This is a genomic window from Gemmatimonadaceae bacterium (assembly GCA_036496605.1).
Taxonomy (GTDB): Bacteria; Gemmatimonadota; Gemmatimonadetes; order Gemmatimonadales; family Gemmatimonadaceae; genus AG2.
Genome location: DASXKV010000067.1, coordinates 153,932 through 177,440, shown reverse-complemented (window position 1 = coordinate 177,440; position 23,509 = coordinate 153,932). Strand labels below are relative to the sequence as shown.

Genomic DNA, 23,509 nt, shown 5'->3' with positions numbered 1-23,509 from the left:
GAGCGGAATATACGAAGGGGTTAGGGGCTAGAGCCTAGGGGCTAGTCGCGCAGCTCTGGCAGATCGCGAAACAGCTCCAGCGCATCCGGGTTCGCCAGGGCATCCCGGTTCCTTACCGGCCGACCGTGAATCACGTCGCGCACCGCGAGCTCCGTGATCTTGCCGCTGATCGTGCGCGGAATGTCCGCGACCTGGACAATCTTCTTCGGAACGTGGTGCGGGCTCGCGTTCCTTCGAATCTGTAAGCGGATCCGCTCCTTCAGCGCTTCGCTGAGGAGCTCGCCCGCGACGAGGCGTACGAAGAGCACGATTCGCACGTCGTCATGCGCGCCGGGCAGCTCCTGAGCAACGACGAGACTCTCGAGCACTTCCGGTAATTGATCGACCTGACGGTAAATCTCGGCCGTGCCGATGCGAATCCCGCCGGGATTGAGCGTCGCGTCGCTCCGGCCGTAGATCACCACACCATCGTGGCTGGTCAATTCCGCCCAGTCGCCGTGACGCCACACGTTCGGAAAGTGATCGAAGTACGCCGACCGATATTTCTCGCCGGAGGAGTCGTTCCAGAAGTAAATCGGCATGCTCGGGAACGGTGCGGTACACACCAGCTCTCCCGGGCGCTCGATGATGGAATGTCCTTCTTCGTCGAAGACTTCGACCTTCATGCCGAGGCCCCGCACTTGAATTTCTCCGCGCCAGACGGGACCGATGGGGTTGCCGAGCGCAAAGCAGGAGACGAGATCAGTACCGCCGCTGATGCTGCTGAGGCGCACGTCGGATTTCACATGCTCATACACGTAGTCGAAGCTGTTCGCGGCAAGCGGGCTGCCTGTGGACAGGATCGACTCGAGCGCCGACAAGTCGTGAGTCTGGCGTGGCCTGAGCCCTTCCTTCTCGGCGAGCGCGAGCCATTTCGCGCTCGTTCCGAAGACTGTGATCCGCTCGGCCGCCGCCATGTCCCACAGAATCGCTCGCCCGCGAAGAAACGCTGCTCCGTCGTAGAGCACGAGCGTGGACCCGACAGCGAGCGCGGAGGCGAGCCAATTCCACATCATCCAACCGCAGGTCGTGAAGTAGAACACTCGGTCGCCCCGCGTGAGATTGCAGTGCAGGAGGTGCTCTTTCTGGTGCTGCAAAAGCGTCCCGCCGGCACCGTGGACCATGCACTTGGGGAGGCCCGTCGTGCCTGACGAGTACATCACGTAGAGCGGCTGATCGAATGGAAGTCGCGCGAACTCCAATTCGTGCTCCGGCGTCGAGCCAATGAAATCTTCGTACATGACGGCTCGGGGCACCTCGCTCACATCTGGTCTTTCGCGCATGTAAGGGACGACGACGATGCGCTCGATCTTCGAGATCCGCTGCGCAATCCCGGCGACTGTCCGGAGCGAATCGACCTCCTTGCCCGAGTATCGATACCCATCGGCACAGAACAGGATGCGAGGCTCGATCTGGCCAAATCGATCCATGACTCCCTGAACTCCGAAATCGGGAGAACAGGAAGACCAGATCGCGCCAATGCTTGCCGTCGCGAGCATCGCGATGATCGTTTCGGGAACGTTAGGCATGAACGCCGCGATGCGGTCTCCGGCCCGGACGCCGTGTGCGCGGAGCGTGGCGGCCAGGCGCGCGGTCTCCGCGTACAGCTGAGCATACGTGAGGCGTCTGCCCGCACCGAGCTCATTCCACGCGATGATCGCAACGTGCTCGTCGCGAAAGCGGAGCAGATTCTCGGCGAAGTTGAGCCGCGCGCCATCGAACCAGCGGGGACCACGCGTCGGGTCAGGAGGCGCCATGCGATCGCCGCCGATGAGCACCGACCGCCATGCTCGCCCGCTCCCCAGCGCATCGCGTTCGGCGACGATGCCGGAGAATTCCCACAGCGCGCTCCAGAACTCCTCCGGCCGCGCGATAGACCAGGCGTACAAGCTCGAATAATCGTGAACAGCCGCGCCGCGACCGTTCACGAACGATATGAATCGCGTGACGTTAGCCTGCGCGACGTCCGCCGGTGACGGCGTCCACAGCGGGCCGCTCACGGAGGGTTGCCGATTGGTGCGGAGCGTCGACGTTGCGAACCCAGCCGACCGTCAGGTCCCGATCTGCAGCAGCTCGACCTTGTACACGAGCGTCGAGTTGCCGGGCACGGGTCCATTCGGACACGCACCGAGCGCGTTCGCCGAGGGCGCGACGATGGTCCGTTGTCCGCCGACGTTCATGCCGAGCATCCCGTCGGCCAATCCGAGTGTCGCCGTGCTACTCAGATCGATCGGAAACGGCGTGCTGATCTCTTGATCGATCAGTGTGCCGTCCTTGAGGTAGGCCGAATAGTGAATCTGCACCACCTGCAACGAGTCCAGCAGCACGCCGGTTCCGACGACGTTGTCCTGGAGATAGTCGCCAAGCTGCGTCTTGAACATCGAGTCGAGATTGACGCCAAGCGCGGGCGAGAATGTCTCGGTCGCGGGGTCGCTCGGGTTCAGCAGGCACTCCTTGGGCGACGTTAGGCAGGCGGCGAGGAGGAGGCAAGGCAGGAGGACGAACGCTATTCGCTTCATTTGCGGGAATCCAGGGTGGTGGGTGCGCGGAGCATGTACAAACTGTGTGAGGAATCCGCCGGACGGGAGGGGGATTCCCTCGCGCGACGAGACGAGTGTGACGAATGGACCGTTACTGGCGGCTAACCCCGCCAGAGTTAAGTTGGCCGATATTCCGACGCCTCACCCTGCGCCGCGGCTACAATCCCGGTGCTCCCCGCCCTCCTTCCCTGCCATGCGTCGCTCTTTCCATTGTTTCGCATTGTTCCTCCTGCTGTTGGGCACTCCGCTCGCCGCCCAACGCCCCCTGAAGGTGTACATCTCGGTCGATATGGAGGGAATCGCTGGCGTCGTCACGGCGGATCAACTCTCGCCGACCGGCTTCGAGTACCAGCGTGCTCGGGAGTTCATGACCGGCGAAGCGCTCGCGGCGATCGCTGGAGCGCGCGACGCCGGCGCGACGCAGATCGTCGTCAGCGACTCGCACGGCAATGGTGAGAGTCTGCTCATCGACAAGTTTCCTCCGGACGTGACCATCATTCGATCGTGGCCCCGTCCATTGATGATGATGCAGGGCATCGACTCCACCTTCGACGCGGCGGTCTTCATCGGCTATCACGCGGCCACGACCAACCCCGCCGGCGTGCGGGCGCACACCATCTCGAGCGCTCACTATGCGGCCGTCGAGCTCAATGGCGTCGCGATGCCGGAGTCCGGAATCAACGCGGCCATCGCGGGCTATTTCGGCGTACCGATCGTCGCGATCTCGGGGGACAACGTCGCCGTCGCCGAAGCGCAGACGCTCATCGGAGCAATGGAGGGTGCCGTCGTGAAACAAGCGATCAGCTTCCACGCGGCGGCGACGATGACGCCGGAGGCCGCACAGTTACTCGTCAGGCAGAAGGTGAAGGCCGGCGTGCAGCGCCGCGCGTCGCTGCGGCCATTTGTCGTGCGCGCGCCCGTGCGTCTCGACGTGACGTTCAAGAACTATACGCCTGCAGAGATGCTCAGCTTCCTGCCGATCGTGCAGCGGACCTCGTCCCATGCGATTCGCTTCGAAGGTCGGGATATTCTGCAAGTGTCGAAGTTTCTGGAATTCATCGGCACGTACGACCCGGATATGACACCCTGACCATTTCCCGTTAGGCTTTGCGACGCTACGCCAGCGTGTTGTTATCCAGGACGAAAGGCTGGGGATTCGTCCAGTGGGAAGCTCCACGGCCCTTCATAACGATGACCCGGCCGTTGCGCGCGGTCTCGACGACCCACACTCCGGCATCGACGGCGGTCACGAGCACGCGCGTCACTTCGTCTTCCTCGTCACCATCAGCGGTCGACACGACGAGCTTCGCGCCAACCTCGAGTTGCTTCTCAAACATGACACCTCCGGACGCCTGAAGGTGCCGATTTTTGCGCGGCGTGCGGTGACCGGCCTCACACGGCGCGCACCAAGATACGCGCGGCGGCTAGACCCTTTCGCGCACCTTTGACGACGGCGACTTCAACGCATCCGCCGGTGCTTTCGCCAATCGGCTCCGCCACATGTAATAGGCGGGCACACCGAGCACCATGAGCGCGAGCGCGAAGATCACATTCTGCGGTTGCGTCGCGATCGTGTTGATAACGATCGCCGCGGCGGAAAGCACGAAGAGAATCGGCGTCAGCGGATATCCCGGCGTGCGAAATGGCCGCGGCAGGTTGGGCTCGCGCCGCCGGTAGACGAAGATCGCGAGCGCGCCCAAGGCGTAGAAAATCCAACCGACAAACACAACGTATGTCAGCAGCTGCTGGAATGTCCCGGTCGCGGCAAGGACCATCGCCCACACCGAGCTCGTCACGATCGCGATCGCGGGCGTGCTGAAGCGTGGGTGCACCTCCGCGAGCTTGGCGAAGAAGACGCCATCGCGCGACATGGAGTAATAGAGTCGCGGCGCCGTGAGCGTGATGCCGTTCGCCGCACTGAACATCGAGACGAGAATCGTCGCGGCAATGAGCTTCCCCGCTGCCGGACCGAACGCCAGCGCCATCGACTCCGCGGCAATCCGCTCGCTCTTCATCGCACCGTCAGCGCCGAGCGCGGCGAAGTAGCCAACGTTGGCTAGGACGTAGATGACGATGATCGCCGCCGTGCCGATGGCGATGCCTAACGGGAAAACGCGTTGTGGATCCTTCGTCTCGCCGGCGGAGAACGTCACGTACTGCCAACCCTCGTACGCCCAGAGCACGCCGATCATCGCCACACCGACGCCCGCGAAGAGCGATCCATTCCACGCCGCCGGCCAGATCTGCGGCGTTTGCGAGAAGCCGTGGCCGACCGCGATCAGGAGCACGCTCATGATGAGAATCGCGGCGACCTTGATCCCCGTGGCGATGCCCTGGACATTCGCACCCTGTCGCGTACCGCGCACGTTGATCACCATCACGACAACGATCATGAGGACGGCAACGATCTTTCCGGCAATCGGCGAGAGCGCAACGAACTGCCCGAGGTAGTTCGTGAAGGCGACCGCGAGCGTCGCGCAGGATCCCGCAGCGATGACGAAGAACATCGTCCAGCCGTAGAGAAAAGCCGGAAGCGGGCCTAACGCGTCGCGAAGATAGACGTAGAGACCGCCGGCGTCCGGCTTCGACGCCCCCATCTCGCCATAGGTGAACGCACCGAGGAGCGAGAGCACGCCGGCCGCCAGCCAGACGAGCAACGAAACACCAATCGATCCGCCACTCTGCTTCAGCACCACGCCGGGCACGAGGAAGATCCCCGAGCCGATGACTGTGCCGATGACGATGAGGATCAGATCGCGAAGCGTGAGCGTGCGATTGAGGGAGGCCATTTTTCTTGGTAGAGCGATAGAGCGCTGTGCGCAGAGCGTAGCGCGTTGGAGGGCAGTCGAGACCGCAGCGAAGTTAATCGCGGAGCAGGCCGCCGCCAGTCAGAACCACCCACTGCCCTCTGCCCTCAGCCCTCACCGTTCGGGACTCAGTGCGGCCGACGCGACTCGCGCCGCCTCGGCGAGCACCGCAGCGCCCACGAAGATGCTCTCCTCGGCTGCGTAGAACTTCGGCGCGTGCGCGGGAATGGCGACACCACCGGGCTCGCGGGCGCCAATACGAAGGAAGCAACCCGGAATACGCTCCATATAATGGGCGAAGTCCTCACCCGCCAGGTTGAGAAAGCCGAGTGGGACCACGCTCGACTCCCCGAGAAGCGATGTCGCCGCACGGCGCGCCCATGCCGTCGCGTTAGGCGGATTGACGATCGGCGGTGTGCCCAGCTCGAGCTCGACGTTCGCGGTGAGTCGATAGGCAGCAGCGATGCTCTCGGCGATGCGACGCACCTCGTCGAGCATCAGGCGTCGCGAGGGGGCGTCTACGGCTCGTACCGTGCCGGTGAGCGTCGCGCGATCGGGAATCACATTCGACGCGGTGCCCGCGCGCACCGTGCCGATCGTGACGACACCGGGATTGGCCGGATTCAAACGTCGCGACACGATAGTCTGGATCGCGCCAATGAGCGCGCCAAGTCCGACGATGGGATCCGCCGACTCGTGCGGGCGCGCCGCGTGTGCACCCTGCCCGAGCAACTCGATCACGAACATGTCGGCGGACGCCGCGAGCGGCCCTTCGTCGGCAACGACCTGGCCGACGGGGAAGCGGCGGTCGACGTGGCCGCCGAAGATCGCGCGGACGTCGTCGAGCGCGCCGGTCTCGATGATCGCCGGCGCGCCGCGGCCGGTCTCCTCGGCGGGCTGGAGCACTATCAGCACGTCACCGGCGGCCGGATGTTCGGCGAGAAGCGCCGCAGCACCAACTGCCCACGTTGCGTGCACATCGTGTCCACACGCATGCATGACGCCATCGTTATGCGATGCGAAGGCCAGACCGGTTTCTTCGCGTACCGGCAGCGCATCGATGTCGCCCCGAACAGCGACGAGCGGCGCGGCACTATTCCGGCCGCGAATCCGAGCGACGACGCCGGTCTTCGCGACGCGGCGTACGGTCGCGCCAGTGATCGACGCGAGCGCACGCTCGAGCTTCTGTGCCGTACGCTCCTCCTGAAACGACAGCTCGGGATCGGAGTGGATCGCGCGACGCAGCTCGATCAGCGATTGCCGGAGCGCCCCAGTAAAAAGATTCTCAACAGCCGCCGGGAGGTCCGATGCTGCCGGCGCGACCGTCATCGTGTGGCCATCGAGCGGCTCTCGAGCGCCTCGCGCTTCACCGTCAAATCCTCGACTCGGCCGGTATCGACAGTGATCCCGATCCCAGGCTGGCTGCGTGGGACGAGGACCATTCCGTCGGCGTCCATCGTCCATTCGGGCGTCACCACGTCGCGTTCCCAGTAGCGCGCGCTCGGGCTGAGATCGCCCGGCAGGCTGAAATTCGGTAGCGATGCGAGCGCCACGTTATGCGCGCGACCGACGCCGCTCTCGAGCATGCCGCCGCACCACACCGGGATCTTGTTGCGCTCACAGATGTCGTGAATCGTTTTCGAGACCGTGAACCCGCCAACGCGGCCGGGCTTGATGTTGATGATCTTCCCCGAGCCCAGCTCGATCATGTCCTCGGCGCGGTCGGCGTCGGTGATCGACTCGTCGAGACACAAGCGGGTCTTGAGACGCTTCTGGAGCTTGGCATGCCTAACGATATCGTCGCGGCCGAGTGGCTGCTCGATCATGATCAGATCGAACGCATCGAGCTGCGCGAGATGGTCGGCGTCGGACAACGTGTAGGCGGAGTTGGCGTCGGCCATGAGGTGCACCGCCGGCCCGAGCGCGTTACGGACCGCGCGCACGTACTCGACATCCTGTCCCGGCTGAATCTTGAGCTTGATTTTGCGATACCCTTGAGCGAACGCGGCCTTCGCGCGCTGGACGAGTGCGTCGGGCGTGGCCTGGATGCCGAGCGAGATTCCGGTGGGAATGCGCTCGCGCGTGCCGCCGAGGCGATGCGACAGCGAGACACCCTCCTTCGTCGCCGCGAGCGCCCACATCCCCATCTCGAGCGACGCTTTCGCCATGTTATGGCCGCGCACATTCTGCTCGAGCACGCTGTGAATTACCTCGGGGCCGTCGAAGCTCCGGCCGAGCAGGCGCGGCGCGAGCCACTCGCGAATCGCGAACCATGCCGTGTCGATTGTTTCCGGAGTGTAATTCGGTTGCTCGCCGGCGACACATTCGGCCCACGTCGCGGCGCCGTCGGCGTCATACAGCTCGAGGAGAAGAATGCGGCGTTCGGTGCAAACGCCAGACGAAATCCGGAAGGGCTCCTTGAGCGCGAGACGGATCTCGCGCAGGACGAGGCGGTCGAGACGGAGCATGGAAGGAGGGGCTAGGGGCTAGAGAATAGGGGCTAGGGATTCAGGACGAGGGGCGAGGAACGGTCACGCGTTAGGCTGGGCCTGCCGTTCCCTAGATGCGGGCCCCTCGCCCATCGCCTCTCGCCAACAGGTAATGGCCGCGGTGCGCGCACTCATCGATTACAAAACCCTGAACGGTGAGCTTCGCCGCGAGTGCACGGGCGAACGCGGCCCGTGTCGAGTGACGCCAGGCGATCGCGCGGTTGCGATCCGAATGTTGCAGGTCATTGATGTCGGTCGGCACCTCGATGCGCGCGCGATCAGGGATTGCGCCGTCCGCTGCGGCAGCACTGTTGCCGGGATTCAGGACCGGCGATTCGAGAAGCTGGCGGTCGACCGCCGCGGCGTGCGTCTCCGCCAGCCGCCGCTTCACGTCCGCGTCAGGCACTGGCCACGCGACCACGAAACGATCCGTGCCAATGCCCTGATGTAAGGGACTCTCCGTCTCGCCGTACATGTCTTCCACGTACTCGGCGATCCGCACGCCGAACACGTTGAAGTTGAGATGAGCGTTGCGCGCAACGAGTGGATCGTAGGTCCAATAGATGACGACGCCGCCGAGCTGCTGCACGACTCTGCGCTGATATTCCTTCAGCCGGCGGCCCAGGCCAAGGTTCCGCGCTTCGGGACGAACCGCGAGCATGTCGGACCAGTGGACGATCCGGCCATGCTCGACGCCGGTGAGCCCGTAGACGAAGCCGAGCAGCCGATCGTGCGCGTCGAAGGCACCGGCGGCGACACCGCCGACGCGCTGTGAGACCTTGAGAATGCTCGCGGGCACCACGTCCGTGAACTCGTCGCCCCATGTTTCGTGCTGGAGCGCGACGCAGGCGTGGAGCTCCTTCTGCGTGCGGAGCGGACGGATATCGACGTCGGAAGCTGACATGCGCGACGGAGGCGTGCTCGTTCTCGGGGAAGGCGAGAAGCTAGTCGCGCTCACGAGTGCACTCAACGGCTCGGACACGCTGCCCTACCCGGAAGGGCCGACCGGTTCGACACCCGAGTGGCGGCGCAAGGGACACTGTTACCGCGCTTCCAGTCACGGCGTCTCCATTGCGCAGGCGCTTCCCTCCTCTGATGTAGTCGTTGGCACTCGCGACGATGCGACGCATGCGTTCCCTCACACCCAGGTATTTCGGATGCGCACCTTCACCGCACGGACTGTCATCACGAGCGCCGACGCTCCCGCCCGCACCGACATTCCGCGCACACCGCGACTGAACCGCGAGCAGCGGGACGCGTGGGTGATGGCGCTCTACCTGGGCGGCGCGACGGTCGAAGAGATCGCTTTCGTCCTTGGCAGCGGCCGCACGTCGGTGCGGCAGTGTGTCATGGAGGCGGGACTCGGGAGGCATCGCGCGACGAAGCACATCGACGTGCTGGCGATCCTGCGCGAGGTCCGGCGTCAGGGAACTATCTCGCTCAAGGAAGTCGCCGCGCGCATCGGATACTGCGAGGAGACCGTTAGGCACAGCATCGTCGCCCTCGGGATGAGCGAAGCGGTCCGTCGCTTGTTTCGGCTGCGCCGGCGCACCGCGCGTCGCGTCGCGGCCGCCAACGCCGACTTGCCGATGGAAGCCGTTCCGCTGCGTCCGATCGGAACCCGTCGGACGCCCGCGGTCAGAGTCGCCTAACGCTGCGGCCCCGATCGGCCGTTGCGGCGCCGGCGGCGCGCGCAGGGGCCGGCCCGGTAACGAGTCTTCTCTCAACTTCCCGTGCCAGACGACCGGCACGCCACCCACCAGCACATACTCGAAGCCTTCTGAGTACTGCGCCGGCTGCGCGTAGGTCGCACGATCGATCACGCTTGCTGGATCGAATACCACCAGGTCGGCATCGGCTCCGATCTGAACGCGCCCCTTGTGCCGCATCGCCGGCAGTCGATGCTCGAGACGGCGCGCCGGCATCAACGTCATCTTCGTCAGCGCGTCCATGAGGGACAGCGTATGCGTGTCGCGAACATCGTGGCCGAGTACACGCGCAAAGGTGCCGGCACTCCGCGGGTGGCCATGCCCGTTCTGCATCCGGGCATCGCTTGCAACGAATGTGAGTGGACTCGCAATCGCCGTGGCGACGACGTCCTCGGGGATCATATGGACAATCACGATGCCATGTTGCTTGCGGTAGATCGCGAAGGTGCTCGCCGTTAGGCGCTCGCCCGTCGCCGCCCACTCGATATCGTGGTAGTCGATCCCGAGCGCCTGCTGCCAGCCGGGGTCGAAAAGCGCCGACTCGATTCCCGAGCTCCCGGCCGTATATGGGTAGGCCTCGGTCGTGACATCGAGTCCTCGCGCGCGTGCCTCACGAATCATCTGCAGCAGCCGTGGCGTGGCGCGCAGCCCGCTGCTATGAACGTGCATCACGTGCAGCGAAGCTCCGGAGACCGCCGCCGCAGCAAGTACTTCCTCGAGCGCGTCAACGCTGCTCGCCGGCTCCTGCTCGCCGATGTACCGCATGTGCACGAACACCGGCGCGTCCACGGCAGCGGCTGCGCGAAATCCCTCGAGAACTTCCCATCGAGATGCCGCGGGAGTGTACGAGAGCCCGAAGCCGACGCCGATCGCACCACGCTCCAAACCATCCACGATTCGCGCGCGTATCAACGCAATTTCCGAATCGCTCGCCGCCCGGTGCGCCGCATCGCCGCTCGCATACGTGCGGCTCGAGTCTTTCATCACGCGCATGCGGACGCGCATGTGCCCGATCGAAACGCCATAGTTCACGAGCGCCTTCCCCGCCCGCTCGGCATACCATGCATCGACGTCGTCGGTCCCGAGCTCGAGCTCCATGGCCGAGGTCACGCCGTCCATTGCGTAGTAGCGATAGTTCTCCGCGTCCTGTCCGTGGGCGTGCACATCGATGAAACCGGGCGCGAGGACGAGGCCTCGCGCATCGATGCTCGTGCGGCCAGCGAGCGGCGCGCTGGACATCACCGCGATCTTTCCTTTCGCAATCCCCACGTTTCGTGTCGCGTCGAGTTTGGTCTCGGGATCGATGACGCGCGCGTTCGCGATCACGAGGTCGTAGGTCGGCGCGACCGGCACCGACCTACGCACGATATCCGACTCGTGATGCGTCTCTCGCTCGACCGCCGCAGTGAGTACGAGCGCGGCGGCGAACGCAGCTCCAATCCTCAGGGGTCGACGCGTCGTCACGGCACCAGCGTTACGGTCTGGCCCGCACCCACAACCGGCAACACGATCGCCGACGGGTATTGACGCGAATGCAGGATCGTGGTGTGTGCCACTTTGATCTCTGTCCCCGAATCGGAGTTGGCCGTGTTGAGATTGCGAGCGAAGTTCGGGAAGTCACTGCTCGCGACCTCGAGCCGGATCCGGTGACCAGCCTCGAACCAGTTGCTCGTCGGGAAGAGCTCCACGTCGATCTTGTAGACTTGCCCGGGTCGCATCAGCTCCGGTGAGCTGGGCGAGGTGCGATATTTCGCGCGCGCGATCCCTTCGGTGAGGTTGTGCGCTCGACCGTCCGGGTACACGTCGAGCAGCTTCAGCGCGATGTCCGTGTCGACAACGTTCGTCGAGAGGTAGATCGTCGCGCGCACCGGACCGGTGACCTCCATGCCTTGGGCCAGCGGCTCTCCAGTGTAGACGAGTACGTCGCCTCGCTCCTCGTTCTTCCGGCTGTCGACGGAACCTTGCGGCAGACCGCCGCGCGCGCCCGCGGTACGGCTGCTCAGCGACGGCGTGGGGTTCGCGGGATCATACGTGAACGTGTCGGACGGCACGCGCTGCGCGGCGGCATCGCTGCCTAACAACCCGTCGCCGTGCAGAGTGTTCGCGTTGCCATTGCTCGCGAGATAAAAAGACGTGAATGTCGTTCCGGGAACCGGCCAGGACGCTGCGCTGTGCCACTCGTTCTTGACCGGCAGGAAATACAAGACGTGCGGCAGATCCGGATTCGGTGCGCCGAGCAATCGGCTGTCGAGCCAGGCGTCCCGAATGCTGTCGAGATTGATGATCGCATGCGGGCCTGCATCGCGGTCGCCGATGACGCGATTGCGATTCACGCCATGGAGCCAGGGGCCGACGACCAACATGTGCGCGCCAGGCGTCTTGGAGTACTTCACCGCGTTCGTGAAGTTCTGCACCGCGCCCTTGAGCTGACCCTCGTACCAGCCCGTCACATTGAAGCTCGCAATGTCGAACTTGCCGTACGAGCCGGTCATCTGCGACGGCATCCAGAACGCATCCAGCCGATCATGGAGCATGAGCTGTCGCCAGAACGGCATGTCGCGTCCGGCGGCGGTGTCGAGCGATGTGAGCGGCAGACCTCGCATCAACTTGCCCCAATCGAAGCCGGCGGCTGGATGCCCGACGCGCCCGTACATACCCATCATCCAGGTGTACATGAGGTCGAGCTTGGGCACGCCGTTGTAGCGGGATTCGTCGTTCCAGTCGTCGGCGGGAGACACGTAGGACATGATGGCGACATGGTGCGGATTGTTCTGCTTCGCCATTTCCCACTGCACCTTGCCCAGGTACGAACCGCCGTAGGTTGCGATCCGTCCGTCGGACCACGGTTGCCGCGCGATCCAGTTCATCACGTCACTGCCATCCGGGCCATCTCCCCGATTGGGCGTGAAATCGCCGTCCGAGTCATAACGGCCGCGCGCGTCGATGGACACGAACGCGTAGCCATGCTTCACGAAAGACCACGCTTCCTCGAACGGATTGCCGAGGTCCTTACCGTACGGCGTCAGGATCATCACCGTGGCATGCTTCGTCCTCGTCCGTGGTTGGAACACGTTGATGGAGAGATGAACGCCGTCCCGCATCGGGACTCGGACGTTGTATCGCACGAGCATCGGATACTTGATGACCGACGTGTCCTGTGCTCGGGCCGAGCTCGCTCCGAGCGAGAGCAGAGCGAAGAGAGTCGCTACGCTGCGCGCTGTCATGGATGCGTGATGTTGGGGTTGTTTAGTGTTTCTACATCGGGAAGCGGCAGGCACGTCGTCGTCCCGAAGGGCTGACCCTTCGCGTCGTTTCCGGTATCAAATGGAATGCTCAGGCGCAGCATATCGTTGATCCGGTGCCCGGTGAGGAACAGCTCGCGCCGCCGCTCCTCGTACACTTGCGCCATGGTCGTTGCGTCGTCGGTGCTGCTGAACGCCGGCAGACCCGCTGCCGTGTGCAGGCGATTGATCGCGTCCACGGCTGCCTGTCCGCCTTCCGCCTCGGCGATGATGAGCTGCGCTTCGTTCCACGTAGCGATGGGCATCGGGGACGTTTCTCCGGTGTAGCGGAGCTCCTGCCAGAGTTGCGTCACGCCATCGTTACCGAGGCGGCCGGCGTTCTTCGTCGGGACGCGCGGATCGGCGACGCCGCCGAAGGTCAGGCTGCGGAAGCGTGGATCGACCGAGGTATACAGATTGACGAAGTTGTCGACGTAGACGCGATTGCGATGTCGCTCCGCGGCGGCGTCGTATGTCGCGTTCAGCACGAAGCCTTGCGGCACCAGCTTCGCGTCGGCGTCCGCTCCCGCTTTGTTGCCTTCGTCCAGCCTGGCGCGCGCCCGCCCGAGCGTGGCGAAGTCGAGAATGGAGGCGTTGCTCGCCGTCGTCGCAAGCTGCATCGCGTCGGTGAATCGCGCCTCCGCGAGCGCGAGCGTTTGCGCTGGAGTCATCAACGGCCCGCCATCGACCGCCATCTGGCAGAAACCCTCGCCAAGGAGCGTCAGCGAAAAACCTTCGTAGGCCGCGGCGGTCGCGAGAAGCGAGGTCTTGTTAGGCACGGACGCGTCCGCGAACCCCTGAACGCGCTTGTACGAATCCGATGCGGAGAACCGCGCCGTCTGCAGCGGCGTGTAGACGCCATAACCAGCACCGGTACAGGTGTTGCCGCCAAGACTCGAGTTGCTGGACGGAATGCGTCGCAGGTCCCAACTGAACCAGGCAATGAAGCCGGTGGACTCGATCAGCTCGTCGGTCAAGAGGCCGGTCGCGGCCGCATAGTTGGTATACGCGCACTCGAAATCCGCGATGGCGCCCTGCACCATCGTCGGCGCGAACGACGGATCATCGAGGACTCCGGCGGAGACGCGTGTTGGCAGATCGACGCTGAGAATTCCCTTGCACGCCGCCACGCCAAGACTGCTCAGCGTCAGCGCGGCGAGGACCGTGTCGCGCGCGCGACCGCGAAGCAGAGACATCGCAAGTGTCGGAAGACGCATGGTAGCCTCGATGCCGCTAGAAGGTGAGCCGGAACGTCGCCACGAATTGCGCTAGCGGCGGGACGACGGATTGGACGTAGTTGGATAGCTCACTGCTCGGGATGCCGATCTCCGGATCGGCGATGATCTCCCCGAAGATGTCTTTCTGTGCGCGCCAGAGCGTCGCGAGGTTGCGGCCGGCAATGCTGATCGATGCGCCCGATGCGCCCAGGCGCTGAAGGGGGCGCCCGCTGAGCGTGTACGTCGCGGACAGCTCACGGAGCTTCGCGAAACCGGCCTTGAAGAATCCGAGCTGGTCGATGGTGCCGAGCTGGTCGTACGCCATCAGAATCGGATCGGTCTTCTCGTTGATCGCCTTGCTGTTGCGGAACGCCGTATGTGCTGCGGAGACGTCGCCGTCATTGATCGTTTGGCCGCCGCGGAAGTCGACGAGCCCGTACAGCCGCAGACTGCGCCAGAGTGTCACGCTACTACTGACGTTGCCGGTCCATCGCGCGGTCGGTGTGCCCCAGTACACCAAAGGGGCCGATGCACACGGCACCGATTGGTTGTTCGTGCTGGCGTCTCCCGCGCAAATGAGGTTGGACGGCTTGCCCGTCTGATCGAGCTGCGCCGAGATCACGCGCTTCGCGAAGAAGCCGGCGACGGGGTAGCCAACCCGGTCGAACTGGCTGCTGCCGAGCGAGATCGGTGGAAGACCGCCTAACGTCACGACGCGGTTGTTATTGGTCGCGATCTGCCCGCCGATCGCCCAGTCCAGACGGCGGCGACGTATGGGGTGCGTATCGAGAGAGAGCTCCGTCCCGTGATTGGCGACGCGTCCACCATTCACATATTGGAATCCAGGAAAACCGAGCGATGGCTCGACCTGACGCTGGACGATGGCATCGCGCGCCATCTGGTCGTAGTAGGTGAAATTGACGCCGATCCGATCGTCGAACGCACCGAGGTCAAATCCGAGCTCGACTTCACTGCTGACTTCGGGACGCAAATCCGGATTGCCGATCGCGAGCGGCGTGATCACAGCGGCATCGCCCGGACCCGTGGCGGGCTGATACAATCGCTGCGCGGCGAAGACGTCGGGCTGCTTTCCCGCTTTGCCATATGCGGCGCGAATACGCAGCGCATTCACACTGGTCCAGTGCCAGAAAGGCTCCTCGTTCGCGACCCAGCTGCCGCTGAATTTCGGATAGAGCGCGTGCTTGAAGTTTGCGCCGAATGCGCTGTTGTTGTCGCCCCGCAGCGCCGCGGTGAGGAACAGTCGGTTCGCTCGGCTCACCTGCTCCTGGACGTAGAATCCGACCGTCTTGTTCTCGATGAGATCTTCAGTGGAGGTCGTGATCGCCGCGCCGCCGATGGACGTCACGGATGGAGACGGAAACGACTTGCCCACGGCTTCGGCACTGGCGTATCGCTTCGAGTAGTCCTGGAATCCGAACGAGCTCGCCGAGGCGAGCGCGAAGGGGAGGCTGGCGGTGGCCGTCGCCGAGTAATCGATGGTGTTGAAGGTCGTCGTTAGGCGATCTTCCGTCTTCTGTCCGAGACTCAGCGTTCCGAAGAAGTACGCCGCGCCCGCCGGATCGCGTGGAAAGAGCACGGAGCTGATGGAGTTGGCGGCGTCGGTCCCGATCGTTAGGCGATGGCTGAACCATCGCGTCGGCTTGTTCAGCAGCTGCAGGCTGCCCGTGACGCGCTGGATGTCCTCCATCGACTCGATCTGCGACGAGGCCTCGGGCGGGGCGCGCAGGAAACCACGCGTCGCGGTGTTGAGGCGCGCCGGCGAGCCCCACACGATGTTGCTCCAAAGATCCCATCCCGTTGCCGATTGGCCGAGCCGCGTCAACGTGTGCGTGTACCCGAGATCGGCCGACACCTGCACCTTCTCGCTCCGCATCAGATTCAGGTTGGTGCGGCCGGAGTATTTGTCTTGCCAGTTGTAGGACTCGATTCCCGTCGACCGATCGTACGCGCCGGACACGTAGTAGCGGGCGGCGTCCGTGCCGCCGTTCATGCGCGCCGTATATCCCTGGATCGTGCCGGTCTGGAATGGATCGCGGCCCGCGGCCTTCTCTTTTTCATAGAGGTTGACGCTCGTTAGGGCGCCGGTGCTGTCGACTCCCCAGAGCGTCGGCACCTTCTGCCCGAGATCGGCGAGCCAGCTCGTGCCCTGCTGCATCGCGAAATCGTACGTCTCCACGCCCGCATGTCCGCGCTTCGTAATGATCTGGATCACGCCGCTCGAGGCCTCGGTGCCGTAGAGCGTTGCCGCCGCCGGCCCCTTGATGACCTCCATCGACTCGATGTCCTCGGGGTTGATGTCGTTGATGCGCGCGACTTGCGCGCCGTCTCGAATCGAAGGGCCACCCGATGCCGAATTGTCGACACGCACGCCGTCGACGTAGATGAGCGGCTGATTCGTGAGGGACAGACTCGCAACGCCACGGATGTGCATCGTGCTGCCGGTACCGATATTTCCCGATCCCGGCAACACGACGAGCCCCGCAACGCGTCCCTCGAGCAGCTGCTGCGGCGTCACAACTGGCGCGGTGCGCACGACGTCTTCCGTCTGCACCTTCTCGAGCAGATTGCCCATCGCACGCTGTTCGGTGACCCCAGCGGTCCCCGTGACGACCACCTGGTCGAGTGAGACGGCGACCTCGCTGAGCAGGACGCGCACATTGGCGTCGCCCACACGCGCGACGAGTTTGGCAGGCTGGAATCCGATGAGACGGACGTCGAGCGAGACGCTGTCGCCCTCTACTCCCGCGAGGCGGAAGCGGCCGTTGGCGTCGCTCAGCGCACCGAGGCGCGTGCCGACCACGCCGACTTGCGCGCCCGCGAGTGGGCGCAGCGACTGATGGGCGAGGACGACACCGCTGACGACGCCCGTCGCTTGCGGCGCCGCACTGAGTGTGGGGATTGTCGTGAGGAGGAGGGACACCAGAGCGGCAAGTCGCATGGGAATTCTCCCGGAGCGAGAGACTGGGGCCACGTCGCCGCACGGACGACCGTCCGTCCGCGTGGTACACAATTTTGGTATGCCAAACCTTACGGCGCTATCATGACAGCCCTCTTGCGGTGGTGTCAAGGGCTTCGCGGAAACGGGTCAGGATCCTCGCGGTAACAGCTTGATCGCATCACGAGCCTGCGCCGCCAACTCATCCGTCAGCTCGCCTAACGCTGTGAGCCGCTTGCGCACCTGCGCTCCGTAGATGGTTCGCGCGAGCGCATAGCTGCTGGCGATAATCGCGCCCCAGATGCCGAAAGCCATCGCGGCTGAATGCATCGCGCCCATACCGATCCCGAACGCCAATCCCCCGGAACCGCCCCCAACGCCGCCCATCACGCCGCCGAAGATCCCTCCCGCAAGCGGCGTCAAACGCTCGTCGACGCGAATCGACGTCTTCCCGTGGCGCGCGATGATCGTCACCAGCAGGTTCCGATTTTTGGACGCCGAGCTCCACGACACGCTGCGACCGATCGCGCCCGCGTGTCCCGCCTCGCCGATGCGACGCCGAATCGTGTCGATCAGGATATACATCTCCGACTCGGGAACCTCGCCCACGACCTCGACCTCGTAGAGAATCGACGTCGGCGAGCCCGCCCAGCGCGATCCACTCGGCGTCCCATTGTGCACGACCGGCGGTGCGTCCGCGTTAGGCATCGCGCGCGCCAGCCCCAGCTCGGCCGCCGCACGCTCGACATACCGCTCCGGAATCCCTGCCTCGAGCGCGGCCGAGCGCGCGTCATCGAGACGATACCCGCTCGTCATGGTCCGCCGATCGCTTTCCTTGGCGACTGCTGCGGCTCGCTCCGGCGCGGGTGGACGCGTCAAGGTACCCGTGAACGCCTGCAGCTCGGCAGCGCGCGACCAGAGCGCGCGTGCTTCGCGCTCGGAGATGATCGCGTCGGCCGTCGGCGTTGGCGCATTCGCATCGAGCTCCTGCAGCACGCGGTCGAGTGCATCGGCGAAGTCCCCGCCCGATGCGCAGCGCACCGCGACGTCCTTGGCGAGGCAGCGATCGATCAGGGCGGCGAGTGCCACGGGAATGTGCGGCGCGACGTCACGGACTTTGGGTGGCTGCTTCACGACGTGCGCGACGAGCACCGCCGACGCCGTCTCGCTGTCGAAGGGCAAGCGGCCGGTGAGCGCGCGAAAGGCGACGACGCCTAACGAATAGAGATCGCTGCGGCCGTCCACGGCTTCCCCGCTGATCTGCTCGGGGCTCATGTAGTGTACCGTGCCGAGGACCTGCCCAGTCGCCGTCAGCGGCTTCGCTTCGGCCAATCTCGCGATCCCGAAGTCCGTAACCCAGGCGCGGCCTCTCGCCCGCTCGACGAGAATGTTCTCGGGCTTGATGTCGCGATGCACCACGCCGTGCGCATGCGCGTAGTCGAGCGCTAGCGCGACGTCGCGGAGAATGAGACAGGTGTCGCGAATTGCCGGCACTGGCTGCGTCGCGAGCCGATCGGCGAGCGATGCACCATCAACGTAGGCCATCACGATGTAGACGACGCCGTCCGTCTCGTCAGCGCGGTAGATCGGCACGATGCTCGGATGCGAGAGCTTCGCGGCCGTGCGCGCCTCGCGCAGGAAGCGCTCACGCACTTCGGGCACACCCGAGAGCAGCTCGGGGAGTACCTTGATGGCGACCGCCCGATCGAGCTGTACGTCGACACCGAGGTAGACGATGCCCATCCCGCCGCGTCCGATCTCGCGCTCGAGCGTGAAGTCGGGCGCGAGCGCGCGCGAACGGGCTGTGAATTCAGCGGTGTCCGTCATCCCCCATGCTACGACATCGAGCAGCGATACGCCAATGCGGCGTGCGACGATCTGCTCTTTGCTTTTTGGATCTCTCAAAGGATCGCTGGCTTCGTCTCGGCAGCAATCATTTACTGGGTTGAACGCGGCCGCGACGGAGCCAGCGATGGTCTGAGAGGTCCAAAAGCAGATCCTTCGCGTCGGTCAGGATGATAATTCTGTCACGGACGCCGCGTCCTCCCCCCGCTATTGCTTGTCGCACCGGCCTGAATCGCCGGCGTGGGTGACACGTCCTTCGACGCATTGTACGCGTTGAGCATCTTCTGACGCGCCAGATACGTTTCACCGTGCGTGATCCAATCCGCCGCCGGCTCGCCCTTGAGGTAGTGCGCGAACCACTCGAGTTGTCGCCGATGATAATCGATCTGGCTCTCCGGCCGCGCGACGCCGTGATTCTCGTCGTTATAGATCAGAAAGACGACTTCCTTGCCCAGGCGGCGGCCGAAGTTATAGAGCTCCATGCTCTGCCAGTAGTTGACGTTGCCGTCGGCGTCTCCCTCCTCGAGAAGCAGGGGTGTCTGCAGCGAGTCCACGGCGAAGACGGTCGAGTTGCGGACGTACGCTTGCGGATCTTCCCAGAGCGGGACCTGCATCCGCTCCTGCCCGGTTTCGTAGTGTCCCGTCTCGGGCAAACCGCTGTTAAAAGACGTATAACCGTACATGCTGATCAAGTCCGTGAGCGGCGCTCCGGCAATCGTCGCGGCGAACATGCCGTGGCCGTGCACCGCGTAGAACGCCGACTGATAGCCGCCCCACGAGTGTCCCATGTTGCCGACGCGCTTGGGGTCGATCATGCCCGTCGCGAGTGCCGCCTTCACCGCCGACGTCACGCAATCCAGCCCTGAGTACCCGGGCTCTCGATACCGGAAAACGACGTCGGGACGCAGGACGAAGTAGCCATTCTGGCTAAAGACGCTGGTGTTGTACGTCGATCGATCGGTGGGCGCCACCCACTGGTGAAATCCCTGCGACAGCTTCTCGTAGTAGTACACGACCATCGGGTATTGTCTGCCCGGCTGATAATCCGCCGGGTACGTCAGCATCATCTGCAACTTATCGCCGCGGGAGTTGGTGTACGGCATCAGCACCTGTTTTCCCCACGCGTGATCGGCGAGGAACGCATTGGTGTGCGATACCTGCTGCGCCGCATCGAAGCCGGCCGCCGTGACGAAGACGTTAGGCGGCTCGTCGGCGCTCTGCTCCACGAAGGCAAATGTGTTCGCTGCGTTCTTGGCCTGCAGCAGCCGACCGACACTCTTGTCCAGCCACACGAGGCGCTGCGCCGGTTGACCGATGGTCAGGCGAGCGAATCCGCTCTTCTTGTTCCAGTCGCCCACGGCCGAGAGAATGATCGGCTTCGCGGGATCGATTGCGCGCGCGTCCGGGTCGAGCACCTCGATCCGATACACGGTGCTGTCCTCGCGACCACGCGTGAGCCTAACGGGATTCGAGCCGTCCGAGGCCACTTGCCACAGATCGGAGCGATCGTACAGAATCACGGAGCGGTCGCCGGTCGTCCAGCCGCCGACACCATAGGGACGACGCTCGTGGATCGGGTGATCGTCTTCCATGTTGACGAACGCGCTCGAGATCTTGGCCGTGAGATTCGCGCGCGCTTTGGTCGTGAGATCGTACGTCCACCAGTGGCCGCCCTGTGGATACAGCACGTAGCGGCCCGTCGGGCTTGCCGATGCCGGATAGACGCTCTTCGTGACGACGCGATCACGCCGACCAGTCGCCAGGTCGATGGAATAGACGTCGCGGTACTGCCGCCCCGAGATGATCTCCGAAAAATACGGCTGCTCGTCGTTCACCAGCGCGACGCGCTGATTCTCGGACAGTTGCACCACATCCGAGGAATCGTCCGCCAACCTAACGAGCCGATTGTCGGCGAGCCGCCACGCCGCAAGCTCGGTCTTCTGGCGGTCTTGCGCGGCCTGACGATCCTGCTGGTGGTACTCGCGCCGGTCCTTCCAGTGCCAGACTTCGACGCGCGCGGGTTGCGACGCGTTCCATTGACGTGATTCCTTCGGCTCGCGTGCCGCCAACCCGACGAACACGGCGCTACCGTCTTCGGACCAGAGTGGCGGACGGTAGCTGGTGACGCGCATTCCGTTCGGGAAGCTCGCGTCGACCCCGAAATCATAGACGCTCTTCGTCGGACGCGGGCCAGCGAGGCCGCGCCACGCGATCACCGCATAGCTCGTGTCCGCGAACGCGCTGTCCGATCGGCTTCGCAAAACGGCGAGATCATCGGCGTGCCTGCGCCACGCGACGGCGCTATAGAAGTGATCGCCGCTGTCGAGCTCGCGGATGACACCGGTGGTGACGTTGAGGATCTGTACGCCATCGCCCGTATGGCCATCGACGTCGACGGCCATCGCGAGCAGTGCACCATCGTCACTCCAGGCGAAATCAGCCACGTTGCCGAAGGTGATGTCGCTTCCCTGATCCAGGTCACGGATGACCAGGTCCGCGCCGCGACTCTTCGTTTCAGGCGGCGCATAGCGACGCAGTGCAACGTGCGATCCGTCTTTGCTCAACGCGAACGACGCCACGTCGGCGAGGATGGTCGTCGTCCCGGATCTCAGATCGACGATGCCAACCTTGTTGCGCGCGGCCTCCGACGTGGCGCCCGCGCCCGTGACCGAACCGCGCCCGCCGGCGCCGCGTCCAGCGCGGCCCGCGCCGCGGCCACCGATCGTGTCCGGACTCACGGTGAAGAGCAGCCAGCGGCTGTTCGAGCTGAAGACGGGCACGTTGCCTAACGCAGCACTCGCTTCGCTGCCTCCAGCTACCGGCCGATATCGCAGCTCGGTGGGACCGGCCACGCCACGCCGAAAGTCATATGCCACCCATTTTCCATCCGGTGACAATGCGACCGCGCCAAGCGCCTCGATGCGCGCAAAGTCGGCTTCGGTGAGAACGGGCCTGGCAGCGGACGCAGCCGACGGCGCGCCTTGTGGCTGCTGCGCGACGAGCGAGGTCGCTCCGACGAGCATTGCGAGCGTCGCGGTGCGAATCGTGGAGATCATAAAAGCTCCGTGAATGCGAACGAACTGGCTGGGTACAGCGATCAACTTATCACAAGCTCAGATCCCTCGCTTTGCTCGAGCTGACCGAATCCCTCACTCGTTATGTGTCGCTACGCGCTCCGATCGATGCACCCCTGGAATTGCGGGTTCACGCGCTCACCATCGGGCACCGGGAAATTCACGTCGGCGCCGTAGTTCACGCCCTTATACTGCTGGCCAGACGGGAACACCTTGTCCTGCGTCCGCCCATACTGGCGGACGAGGCGCCGCAGATCACCCATGCGCTGTCCGCGGCCGAAGGTCCAGAACGCCTTCTCTCGGAAGAACAGCGTCGTCGCATCGTCGGTCGTGGCGGGCGTCGCGAGCGGCGCCATCGCCGCCGGCTGATACGTACCGATCTTTGGCGGCGTGGCACGAAGCGCGTTCAGGATCGTCATCATCGTCGTGATATCGGGCGTACTGGCGTTGAGCGCCGCTTCCGCCTCGATGAGGCGCGCATCGATACCGGAAACCATCGGAACCGGGTCGTCGCGATTCTTCCAGATCTGCTGCAGAAAGAAGGGCGTGAGGCCATCTTCGGAAGACAGCCCTGCACCTTTGCCATCCAGCACCGGCACGCGCGGATCCTTCGCCGACGCAAAGGGAATCGCGTTCAGGGTCGTGTAGATCTTTCCCTGGAAGTTGATCGTGCTGTCGCCTACGGTGGTGCGCCCGACGGAGTTGTTGAACCGCCATATACCGATGTCGTCGCCGTTGGATGCGGTCGAGGAAGTCCACAGATACTGATAGGTGGAGGGTACGACCGTCGTCGGCACGAGCGCGGCGGCAGCGCCAGCTTGGTTCCGATTTTGATCGATCATTATGCGCGCTCGCGTAATGAGCGCTGCCTGCATCACAAAGGTCGACGCGGCGTCTGTCGCCGTCCCGATCGTGGAGATGGCAGTGTCAACGTGCGCCAACGCAATCACGTAGACCTGCTGATTCGTCAAGGGCTTGAAGTCGGGGCTGCTATAGTCGGCGACGCCCGCCTTGTTGCTGCCTAACGGGATACCATTGCAAAAGTCCTCGCCGAGACTCATCTCGAGGAAGCCGAGGCCGAGGTACAATTCCGCGATGTCGGTGGTCTTCTGAGGCTCCCACTGCCGCTCCGCGGTAATCGCGTCACGAATGAAACCTCGCGACTGGGTAACGCGTGAATAATCACTCACAACATTATCCGGGCTGATCGTGCGCGCATCCACGTCGTTCTGCGAATTCTGAAAGTCCGAATTCGAGAACTCGTCGCTGAAGAGTCCGGAAGCCACCCAGAGCGACGAATAAGCGAAGCCTGTGGCGCTCGGGTCGTTGGAGAGAACCTTCAGCCGTCCGATCGCTCCAATCTTAAGCGCTGCCGCCGCAGCTGCCGAATTGACGGCGCTTTGGTCCACCAGTCCCGGATTCTGCGGCTCGAGCAGCTCGTTTTTGATACGATCACAGCCGCCGAGCGTGAACACACCCGCCGCGAGCACGATCGCGGCCGCGCCAACCGACCAGGCGCGATTCGTCTGATTCCGCATGAGTATCGTCCTCG

15 protein-coding genes are annotated in these 23,509 nt (G+C 64.2%); 1 reads left to right on the top strand and 14 read right to left on the bottom strand.

From position 1 onward, the window contains the following. Positions 1 to 41: 41 nt before the first annotated feature. Together VGH98_25315 and VGH98_25310 are read right to left on the bottom strand one after the other, a co-directional pair. Complete coding sequence (locus tag VGH98_25315) at positions 42 to 2,039, bottom strand: acetoacetate--CoA ligase (protein ID HEY2379327.1); 1,998 nt, start codon at positions 2,037 to 2,039, stop codon at positions 42 to 44. Between the two features lie 51 nt (positions 2,040 to 2,090). After that, positions 2,091 to 2,558: an FKBP-type peptidyl-prolyl cis-trans isomerase gene (locus VGH98_25310; GenBank protein ID HEY2379326.1), complete on the bottom strand. Its 468-nt coding sequence runs from the start codon at positions 2,556 to 2,558 to the stop codon at positions 2,091 to 2,093. Between the two features lie 214 nt (positions 2,559 to 2,772). On the opposite strand from VGH98_25310, the gene VGH98_25305 reads away from it, so the two are divergent. After that, positions 2,773 to 3,669, top strand: coding sequence for a M55 family metallopeptidase (locus VGH98_25305; protein HEY2379325.1), 897 nt, complete (start codon positions 2,773 to 2,775; stop codon positions 3,667 to 3,669). A gap of 25 nt (positions 3,670 to 3,694) precedes the next feature. Here VGH98_25305 and VGH98_25300 read toward each other — a convergent pair whose 3' ends face one another. From VGH98_25300 to VGH98_25245, 12 genes are all read right to left on the bottom strand, one after another. Further along, on the bottom strand, positions 3,695 to 3,916 hold the full coding sequence (locus tag VGH98_25300) for a hypothetical protein (protein HEY2379324.1): 222 nt from the start codon (positions 3,914 to 3,916) through the stop codon (positions 3,695 to 3,697). Between the two features lie 87 nt (positions 3,917 to 4,003). After that, positions 4,004 to 5,368 (bottom strand): amino acid permease, encoded by a 1,365-nt coding sequence (locus VGH98_25295; protein HEY2379323.1) that lies wholly within the window; start codon positions 5,366 to 5,368, stop codon positions 4,004 to 4,006. Between the two features lie 132 nt (positions 5,369 to 5,500). Next, positions 5,501 to 6,715, bottom strand: a complete 1,215-nt coding sequence (locus VGH98_25290; protein ID HEY2379322.1) for a M20 family metallopeptidase — start codon at positions 6,713 to 6,715, stop codon at positions 5,501 to 5,503. Continuing rightward, on the bottom strand, positions 6,712 to 7,854 hold the full coding sequence (gene menC, locus VGH98_25285; protein ID HEY2379321.1) for an o-succinylbenzoate synthase: 1,143 nt from the start codon (positions 7,852 to 7,854) through the stop codon (positions 6,712 to 6,714). Before menC ends, VGH98_25290 begins: the two co-directional genes overlap by 4 nt. Positions 7,855 to 7,945: 91 nt before the next feature. After that, a complete protein-coding gene (locus VGH98_25280; protein ID HEY2379320.1) occupies positions 7,946 to 8,779 on the bottom strand; it encodes a hypothetical protein in 834 nt (277 codons plus the stop codon). A gap of 40 nt (positions 8,780 to 8,819) precedes the next feature. Beyond that, the gene (locus VGH98_25275; GenBank protein ID HEY2379319.1) at positions 8,820 to 11,048 is read right to left on the bottom strand and encodes an amidohydrolase family protein; all 2,229 of its coding nucleotides are present in this window, start codon (positions 11,046 to 11,048) and stop codon (positions 8,820 to 8,822) included. After that, positions 11,045 to 12,808, bottom strand: a complete 1,764-nt coding sequence (locus tag VGH98_25270; protein HEY2379318.1) for a CocE/NonD family hydrolase — start codon at positions 12,806 to 12,808, stop codon at positions 11,045 to 11,047. Before VGH98_25270 ends, VGH98_25275 begins: the two co-directional genes overlap by 4 nt. Further along, positions 12,805 to 14,082: a RagB/SusD family nutrient uptake outer membrane protein gene (locus VGH98_25265; protein HEY2379317.1), complete on the bottom strand. Its 1,278-nt coding sequence runs from the start codon at positions 14,080 to 14,082 to the stop codon at positions 12,805 to 12,807. The genes VGH98_25270 and VGH98_25265 overlap by 4 nt, the downstream gene beginning before the upstream one ends. 16 nt (positions 14,083 to 14,098) lie before the next feature. After that, complete coding sequence (locus VGH98_25260) at positions 14,099 to 17,041, bottom strand: SusC/RagA family TonB-linked outer membrane protein (GenBank protein ID HEY2379316.1); 2,943 nt, start codon at positions 17,039 to 17,041, stop codon at positions 14,099 to 14,101. 147 nt (positions 17,042 to 17,188) lie between these two features. Further along, positions 17,189 to 18,943, bottom strand: a complete 1,755-nt coding sequence (locus VGH98_25255) for a serine/threonine-protein kinase (GenBank protein ID HEY2379315.1) — start codon at positions 18,941 to 18,943, stop codon at positions 17,189 to 17,191. Positions 18,944 to 19,065: 122 nt separating this feature from the next. Next, entirely contained in the window at positions 19,066 to 21,939 is a 2,874-nt protein-coding gene (locus VGH98_25250; protein HEY2379314.1) for a prolyl oligopeptidase family serine peptidase, read from the bottom strand. Positions 21,940 to 22,049: 110 nt separating this feature from the next. Then, a complete protein-coding gene (locus tag VGH98_25245) occupies positions 22,050 to 23,495 on the bottom strand; it encodes a hypothetical protein (protein HEY2379313.1) in 1,446 nt (481 codons plus the stop codon). Positions 23,496 to 23,509 lie beyond the last annotated feature (14 nt).

Coding starts and splice junctions, on each gene's coding strand:
- VGH98_25310 (HEY2379326.1), bottom strand. CDS start 2,558: ATGAAGCGAATAGCGTTCGTCCTCCTGCCTTGCCTCCTCCTCGCCGCC.
- VGH98_25305 (HEY2379325.1), top strand. CDS start 2,773: ATGCGTCGCTCTTTCCATTGTTTCGCATTGTTCCTCCTGCTGTTGGGC.
- VGH98_25300 (HEY2379324.1), bottom strand. CDS start 3,916: ATGTTTGAGAAGCAACTCGAGGTTGGCGCGAAGCTCGTCGTGTCGACC.
- VGH98_25295 (HEY2379323.1), bottom strand. CDS start 5,368: ATGGCCTCCCTCAATCGCACGCTCACGCTTCGCGATCTGATCCTCATC.
- VGH98_25290 (HEY2379322.1), bottom strand. CDS start 6,715: ATGACGGTCGCGCCGGCAGCATCGGACCTCCCGGCGGCTGTTGAGAAT.
- menC (HEY2379321.1), bottom strand. CDS start 7,854: ATGCTCCGTCTCGACCGCCTCGTCCTGCGCGAGATCCGTCTCGCGCTC.
- VGH98_25280 (HEY2379320.1), bottom strand. CDS start 8,779: ATGTCAGCTTCCGACGTCGATATCCGTCCGCTCCGCACGCAGAAGGAG.
- VGH98_25270 (HEY2379318.1), bottom strand. CDS start 12,808: ATGACAGCGCGCAGCGTAGCGACTCTCTTCGCTCTGCTCTCGCTCGGA.
- VGH98_25265 (HEY2379317.1), bottom strand. CDS start 14,082: ATGCGTCTTCCGACACTTGCGATGTCTCTGCTTCGCGGTCGCGCGCGC.
- VGH98_25260 (HEY2379316.1), bottom strand. CDS start 17,041: ATGCGACTTGCCGCTCTGGTGTCCCTCCTCCTCACGACAATCCCCACA.
- VGH98_25250 (HEY2379314.1), bottom strand. CDS start 21,939: ATGATCTCCACGATTCGCACCGCGACGCTCGCAATGCTCGTCGGAGCG.
- VGH98_25245 (HEY2379313.1), bottom strand. CDS start 23,495: ATGCGGAATCAGACGAATCGCGCCTGGTCGGTTGGCGCGGCCGCGATC.